The sequence below is a fragment of the Rhizobium alarense genome, from assembly GCF_021555155.1.
In the GTDB taxonomy this organism is placed as follows: domain Bacteria; phylum Pseudomonadota; class Alphaproteobacteria; order Rhizobiales; family Rhizobiaceae; genus Rhizobium_D; species Rhizobium_D alarense.
Genome location: NZ_JAKGBU010000021.1, coordinates 54747 through 62365, shown reverse-complemented (window position 1 = coordinate 62365; position 7619 = coordinate 54747). Strand labels below are relative to the sequence as shown.

The following is a 7619-nucleotide window of genomic DNA, read 5'->3' as shown; positions in this document are numbered from 1 at the left end:
TCCCGGCAGATCGCCAAGCGCGGCGACCAGCGGCAGATGGAGAACTGGCAGCGACTCGGCGTCTTCACGGCCGGCCTCGCGCTCGACGACGCGGGGCTCAAGGAGGACGCGGAAGCCTGCGCGACGATGGACATGATCGTGGCGGCCGGTGGCGGCGAGCGCGACATCAATGTCGATTCGCTGATCGTCGACGAAGGCCTGAAGCGCAACGACCGGGAGCAGCTGCTCAACGAGAAGCTCACCACCGAATTGCGTCCGACGCTGTTCCTTGCCCAGCTTTCCAACCTGCTCGCCGGCAATATCTCGATCGTACACAAGGTGACCGGATCCTCGCGCACCTTCATGGGCGAGGAAGCGTCGGGCATCAGCGCCGTCGAAACCGCCTTCTTCCGCATCAAGGCGGGCCAGTCGAGCCACGCGCTCGTCGGCGGCGCGCTGATCGCGGAACGGCCGGATGTCATTTTGCTCTACGAGGCGATCGGCGCGCATGCGACGGGCGGCTGGTCGCCGCTCTGGTCGCGCGGCGACGATCCGGACCGCGGCATCATCACCGGAACCTGCGGCGCCTTCCTGGTTCTCGAATCGCGGGCGCGGGCGCAGGCGCGCGGTGCCCGCATCTATGCGGTGATCGACCGGGTCGGCGGTGACCGCGGGGCGCGCGACGAGGGGCGCCTGGAGGCGCGTCTCGATGCGCTTCTCGGGTCGGCTCCGGCGGCCGACGAGGCGGTCGTCTTCTCCGGAGCGTCCGGCCAGGCCGGTCTTACGGCACGCGAGCGGCGCTGGCTCGACCAGCGCCTCGCAGGCACTCCGGTCCGCGGCTACAGCGGTGTGGCCGGCCATGCGCTGGAGACGCAGTTCCCGCTCGGCATCGCGCTGGCCGCACTGTCGTTGTCGGCCGGCGCGAAAGTGCAGCCGTTCGACGCCTCCGAGGCGCCGGCCCCCGCCGCGCCGAAGACTGCCGTCGTCACCACCATCGGACATGCGCGCGGCGAGGGCGTCGCCGTGCTTTCCGCCGAAGCCTGAGGACAGTCCATGAACAGCAAGGCCTACACCGATCACCTTGGCCGCCCGATCGTCGCCGTCACCGGCATGGGCGTCATCACCTCGCTCGGCCAGGGGCTCGCGGACAACTGGGCGGCGCTGACCGGCGGCGTCTCCGGCATCCACGGCATCACGCGCTTCCCCGTCGACGGCCTCAACACCCGCATCGCCGGCACGGTCGACTTCGTCGACCTGCCGACGGAAAATCCGGTCGAGCGATCCTTTGCCTATGCGCGCGAGACGACGGACGAGGCGCTGGCCCAGGCCGGGCTGTCCGGCGATTTCGGCGGGCCGCTCTTCCTCGCCGCCCCGCCGATCGAGCCGGAATGGAGCGCCCGTTTCGCGCTCGCCGACCGCGCGCCGCCGTCGCAGCGTCCGGGCGACGCCTATGACCGCTTTCTTTCGGTGCTGCGCGAAAAGCCCGATCCGGCGCTGCACGAGGCCTGGCTCTTCGGGGCGATCTCCGAGCGGCTCGCCGACCGATACGGCACACGCGGCCTGCCGGTGACGCTTTCGACCGCCTGCGCCTCCGGCGCGACCGCGATCCAACTCGGCGTCGAGGCGATCCGCCAGGGCCGGGCGACGCGGGCGCTGACGGTCGGAACCGATGGCTCGGTGACGGCGGAAGCGCTGATCCGCTTCGCGCTGCTCTCGGCGCTCTCGACCCAGAACGATCCGCCGAGCAGGGCCTCGAAACCCTTCAGCAAGGACCGCGACGGCTTCGTCATCGCCGAAGGTGCCGCGACGCTCGTGCTCGAATCGCTCGAGGCGGCCGTCGCCCGCGGCGCCCGCGTGCTCGGCATCATGAAGGGCTGCGGCGAGAAGGCCGACCATTTCCACCGCACGCGCTCCTCGCCGGACGGCGGCCCGGCCATCGCCACCATCCGCGCGGCACTGGAGGATGCGGGCCTCGACGAGGGCGCCATCGGCTATATCAATGCGCACGGCACCTCGACGCCGGAAAACGACAAGATGGAATATCTCTCCATGTCGGCCGTCTTCGGCGACGCGCTGCCGGCGATTCCGGTCTCCTCGAACAAGTCGATGATCGGCCACACTTTGACGGCGGCAGGCGCCGTCGAGGCCGTCTTCTCGATCCAGACGATGCTGACCGGCACGCTGCCGCCGACGATCAACCACACCAATCCCGATCCGACGATCGTGCTCGACGTCGTGCCGAACGTGAAGCGCGACAAGGAGGTTTCGGCCGTGCTGTCCAACTCCTTCGGCTTCGGCGGACAGAACGCCAGCCTTGTCATGACGGCGGAACCGGCCTAAGCGACAGGCCCGGACAAGAAGACACCGCCCGAAGGGGCTGAAGAAGGACCGACATGCGCGCGCTGCAACTCCTTGACGACCGCAAGCTCGAACTGACCGACATTCCGGAGCCCGGGGCCCCCGGTCCGGGCGAGGTGACGCTGCGTGTCAAGGCGGTGGCACTGAACCATATCGACGTCTGGGGCTGGCGCGGCATGGCCTTCGCCAAGCGCAAGATGCCGCTGGTGATCGGCGCGGAGGCTTCCGGTGTGGTCGATGCCATCGGTCCGGGCGTCGCCACCGTGCTGCCGGGGCAACTCGTCGCGGTCTATGGCGCGCGCATCTGCGGCCTCTGCAAGCCCTGCCGCGAAGGACGGGACAATCTCTGCGAACATGTGGGCGGCGTGCACGGCTTCCACCTCGACGGTTTCGCGCAGGAGAAGATCAATATCCCGGCCCGCCAGCTCGTGCCGGCGCCGCCGGGCATCGACGCGGTTGCGGCGGCTCTTGCGCCTGTTACCTTCGGTACCGTCGAGCACATGCTGTTCGACAATGCGAAGCTCGAGCCCGGCGAGACGATCCTCGTCCATGCCGGCGGTTCCGGCATCGGCACGGCGGCGATCCAGCTCGCCAAGAGGATCGGCTGCACCGTCATCACCACCGTCGGCTCCGACGACAAGATCGAGAAGGCGAGGGCGCTCGGCGCCGACCACGTCATCAACTACCGCACCGACCGCTTCGAGGGCGTCGTGCGCAAGCTGACGAAGAAGAAGGGCGTCGACGTGGTGTTCGAGCATGTCGGCAAGGACACCTGGGCGGGCTCCATGCTCTGCATGAAGCGCGGCGGCCGGCTCGTCACCTGCGGCTCGACCTCCGGCGTATCGACCGAGATGAACCTGATGATGCTTTTCCAGCAGCAGCTGAAGCTCCTCGGTTCGTTCGGCTGCCGCATGGAGAACATGGCGAATGCCATGCAGAAGATGGCCCGCGGCATCGTGCATCCGGTGATCGACACGGAGGTGACCTTCGACGGCATCGCGACGGCGCTGGAGCGCATGGAATCGCGCCAGATCTTCGGGAAGATCGTTCTCAAGCTGGATTGATGCCCGTGCGCATGTTCGTCACCCGGATCGTGCTTGCCCTGCGGAAGTTCCAGCAGTGGTCGGTCGCGCAATTCGCCTTCGCGCTGCTGAACCTGCTGAAATTGCTGCCGGCCGACCGCGCCATCCGTTCCGCCGATCGCTTCGCGCGCTGGATCGGCCCGAAGACGAAGCGGCACACGCTGACGCTCACCAATCTGCGCAACGCCTTTCCCGAAAAGACCGAGGCGGAGATCGAGGCGATCGCGCTCGACAGCTGGGGCAACATGGGGCGGCTTGCCGCCGAATATGTCTTCCTCGACCAGCTCTTCGACTTCGATCCCTTCAGCGACACGGTCGGCCGCATCGAGGTTTCGGGCATTCCGCTCTTCGTCGACCTGCGCGACAATCCGCGGCCCTTCATCGTCTTCACGGCGCATACGGGCAATTTCGAGCTGTTGCCGGTCGCGGGGGCCGCGTTCGGGCTCGATGTGACGGTGCTGTTCCGCCCGCCGAACAACCCCTATATCGCCGAAAAGGTCTACGCCTTCCGGCGTGCCCGCATGGGCCATCTGGTGCCGTCGCATGCCGGCTCCTCCTTCACGCTGGCGCGCAAGCTCGACGGCGGCGGGCCGGTCGGCGTGCTCGTCGACCAGAAATTCAAGAAAGGGCTGAAGACGTCGTTTTTCGGTCGCCCCGTCGCGACGAATCCGCTTCTTGCCAAGCTCGTTCGCCAATTCGGCTGCGAGGTCTATCCCGCCCGCTGCATCCGCCTGCCGGGCAATCGGTTCCGCCTCGAACTGGAGCCCGCCATGGACATTCCGCGGCGCGGGGACGGTGCGGTCGATGTCGATGCGACAGCCCAGAAACTCAACGACAAGGTGGAGGCCTGGGTGCGCGAACATCCCGGGCAGTGGCTCTGGTACCACGACCGCTGGGATATCAAGCACGGGCTGATTACTTCGTAAGGCGAACAAACCTGCCGTAACTTATATTTTTGAAGTCGGTTCAATATTCAGTTTTGGCGATTTTTCTGCCAAATTTGTTTGTCTTTCGGCAAAATGGCTGTTAACCTCCTGCTAATGAAAGCGCTTTGGGCGCCGACGGGAGGGCAACGTCAAACTGTATTCTTTCATTTTGACAAGTACAATCATTGTATTGACATTATTGCCGTTGGTGTTGGCAATAACAGAGGGCGGTTTAAATTGAAGACCCTTGTTGAGCTGTTCTGGTTCAAGTATTCTCAGTTGAAACATGCAATACGCAACGGAGACGAGAAACTCGTTTCCGTTCTCGACCGGGAGATCGAGCCTTCGCTTTCCCTGATCTTCCACCGCCAGGCGGCCTCGGTGGGCGAGCTTCGCGACCAGTTCCAGTTCATGGTCGATCTTCTGCGCGAGGAATGCGAGGACCGCAGTTGCGTCCAGCGCCAGGCGAGCTACATCCAGGGTCTGCTCGACCGCTATTTCGGCATGCCGAGCAACCCGCGCGTCATCGAGCCGATGCGGCCCCGGCTGTCATCTTCGGTTGTCCGAAGCCCCTATCTGGTCGACGAGGGGTTTTTGAGCGACGTGATCCTCGACAGCATCCCGGATCGCGTCGCGGTCATCACGACCGACTATCGTTACCTTTATTCGAATCCTGTCAATGCGGAGCATCTGAACCACAAACCGATCGATCTGATCGGGCGACATATCATCGAATTCATCGGCGTGCAGCGCTTCGAGAACCGGGTGAAGCCGATGCTGGACCGTTGTTTTTCGGGTGAGATCGTCGAATACAATTACGTGTCGCCGCGTGTCGTGAACGGAATGACGCACTGCCGGATGGCGCCGTGCCGGTCGGGCGGCAGCAAGATGCTCGGCGCGCTGCTGACCCTGCGCCGCTCGGCGGACGGCCGCGATCCCATGGCCGCCTGACGCTGCGTCACCCGGCAAGCGGCGGCAATCCGTAGAGCATCGTCTTTTCGAAGGCGATGTGGCGGCGCATGGTCTCGAAGAAGCCGCGCAGCATGTAACCCGTCGCTTCGATATTGATGCCGCCGTCGCCGCGCCCCAGCCGCTGCAGCGCGTCGACCAGTTCCTCCGCGAAGCACTCGTCCTCGCAATGCTCGAACTTCAGGCGCGACAGCGTCTCGTGCAGGAGAGGGCTGCTGCCGGCCTGTCTCTCCAGCGCCGGAAAGACGACGGTTTCCTCGTAGCGGTGTACCTGGTGGACCAGCGGACCGAGCGCCTTCGCGGCAGCGAGGCAACGCTGCCGATTGATGTTGTCCGGCAGGCTGTCGGCGATCTCCTCCAGCGCGCCGCACAGGTGAAGCTGGGTGTCATGGGCGCGTTGCAGCCAGTCGAGCGACAGTGTGCCGTCCGGTGCGGTGGCGAGCAGGTCGTCGATGCGTTCCGCAGGGGGTGTCATGGTCGTCGTCTCCGAAGCTCGGCGACGGTCCACGCTTTTCTTATGCGGTCCGCCAGCTTGCTCCCGAGAATGATTGCCGCAGGGCCGGTCTTCCTTGATTTGGGTCAAGGCCGCCGCGTCGCGCTTCTGCGATCCCTCGTGCAACGGCATGTCCTGTTCCGCCCGGCGGGCAGGCATGGTCAACGCAAGTTGGGGGATGCCAACGATGAAATACGGATCATCGACATTGACATTGGCGGTCGGCGCCTTTGTCGCGTTTCTGGGTGCCGCCTTCGCCCGGGACGATCTTTTCCAGGCGCATATGTGGGTGCTGTTCTTCGTCCTGCTCGGCAGTACGGCGGTCATGCTGCGCAAGGTCAGCTTCGCCCCGCAGCCGGCCGCCGACACGAGTTTCTATTTCGACGAGGTCGTGAAATACGGCGTGATCGCCACGATGTTCTGGGGCGTCGTCGGCTTCCTGGTCGGTGTCGTCGTGGCCCTGCAACTCGCCTATCCGGATCTCAACATAGAGCCCTGGTTCAACTTCGGCCGCATGCGGCCGCTGCACACATCCGCCGTCATCTTTGCCTTCGGCGGCAATGCGCTGATCGCCACCTCGCTCTATGTCGTGCAACGCACGTCGCGCGCCCGGCTTTTCGGCGGCAATCTTGGCTGGTTCGTCTTCTGGGGCTACCAGCTCTTCATCGTCATGGCGGCGACCGGATACCTGCTCGGCATCACCCAGGGCCGCGAGTATGCGGAACCGGAATGGTATGTCGACCTGTGGCTCACCGTCGTCTGGGTCGCCTATCTCGCCGTCTTCCTCGGCACGATCCTCAAGCGCAAGGAGCCGCATATCTATGTGGCGAACTGGTTCTACCTCTCCTTCATCGTGACGATCGCGATGCTGCACGTGGTGAACAACCTGGCGATCCCCGTGTCCTTCCTCGGCGTCAAGAGCTACTCGGCCTTCGCGGGCGTGCAGGACGCGCTGACCCAGTGGTGGTACGGCCACAACGCCGTCGGCTTCTTCCTGACGGCCGGCTTCCTCGGCATGATGTATTATTTCATCCCGAAGCAGGCGAACCGCCCGGTCTATTCCTACCGACTGTCGATCATCCACTTCTGGGCGCTGATCTTCATGTATATCTGGGCGGGTCCGCACCACCTGCACTATACCGCGCTGCCCGACTGGGCGCAGACGCTCGGCATGGTGTTCTCGATCATGCTGTGGATGCCCTCCTGGGGCGGCATGATCAACGGCCTGATGACGCTGTCGGGCGCCTGGGACAAGATCCGCACCGACCCGATCATCCGCATGATGGTGATCGCCGTCGCCTTCTACGGCATGTCGACCTTCGAAGGCCCGATGATGTCGATCAAGGCGGTCAACTCGCTCAGCCACTACACGGACTGGACGATCGGCCATGTGCATTCCGGCGCGCTCGGCTGGGTCGGCATGATCTCCTTCGGCGCGATCTACTACCTGACGCCGAAGCTGTGGAACCGCGAGCGGCTCTATAGCCTCAGGCTCATCAACTGGCATTTCTGGCTCGCCACGCTCGGCATCGTCGTCTACGCGGCCGTGCTGTGGGTTGCCGGCATCCAGCAGGGTCTCATGTGGCGCGAATACGACGATCAGGGCTTCCTGGTCTATTCCTTCGCCGAGACCGTCTCCGCGCTCTACCCCTACTATCTGCTCCGGGCGCTGGGCGGCGGCCTGTACCTCGCAGGCGCGCTGATCATGGCCTGGAACATCACCATGACCATCCTCGGCTACCAGCGTGAGGAGGCGCCGATCCCCGGATCGGTCGCACCCGCCGCAGCCCTCCAACCGGCCGAATAGGAGGC

The 7619-nt window shown here is 64.8% G+C and carries 7 protein-coding genes; 6 read left to right on the top strand and 1 reads right to left on the bottom strand.

Annotation, left to right across the window (positions count from 1 at the left end):
- The 5 genes from LXM94_RS09035 to LXM94_RS09015 form a co-directional block, all read left to right on the top strand.
- The coding region (locus LXM94_RS09035) for a beta-ketoacyl-ACP synthase (protein ID WP_235770858.1) at window positions 1-1023 on the top strand (1023 nt) is incomplete at its 5' end.
- 9 nt (window positions 1024-1032) lie between these two features.
- A complete protein-coding gene (locus tag LXM94_RS09030; protein WP_235770857.1) occupies window positions 1033-2319 on the top strand; it encodes a beta-ketoacyl-ACP synthase in 1287 nt (428 codons plus the stop codon).
- Window positions 2320-2372: 53 nt separating this feature from the next.
- Window positions 2373-3401, top strand: coding sequence for a zinc-binding dehydrogenase (locus tag LXM94_RS09025; protein ID WP_235770856.1), 1029 nt, complete (start codon window positions 2373-2375; stop codon window positions 3399-3401).
- An 11-nt stretch (window positions 3402-3412) separates the two neighbouring features.
- Window positions 3413-4345 carry a lipid A biosynthesis lauroyl acyltransferase gene (locus LXM94_RS09020; protein ID WP_235770861.1) on the top strand — a complete coding sequence of 311 codons (933 nt, stop codon included), beginning with the start codon at window positions 3413-3415 and terminating at the stop codon, window positions 4343-4345.
- Window positions 4346-4438: 93 nt separating this feature from the next.
- Window positions 4439-5296, top strand: coding sequence for a PAS domain-containing protein (locus tag LXM94_RS09015; RefSeq protein WP_235770855.1), 858 nt, complete (start codon window positions 4439-4441; stop codon window positions 5294-5296).
- A gap of 7 nt (window positions 5297-5303) precedes the next feature.
- Here LXM94_RS09015 and LXM94_RS09010 read toward each other — a convergent pair whose 3' ends face one another.
- Window positions 5304-5789 (bottom strand): hemerythrin domain-containing protein, encoded by a 486-nt coding sequence (locus LXM94_RS09010; RefSeq protein ID WP_235770854.1) that lies wholly within the window; start codon window positions 5787-5789, stop codon window positions 5304-5306.
- Between the two features lie 205 nt (window positions 5790-5994).
- Here LXM94_RS09010 and ccoN point away from each other — a divergent pair, with 205 nt between their 5' ends.
- The gene (gene ccoN / locus LXM94_RS09005; RefSeq protein WP_235770853.1) at window positions 5995-7614 is read left to right on the top strand and encodes a cytochrome-c oxidase, cbb3-type subunit I; all 1620 of its coding nucleotides are present in this window, start codon (window positions 5995-5997) and stop codon (window positions 7612-7614) included.
- Window positions 7615-7619 lie beyond the last annotated feature (5 nt).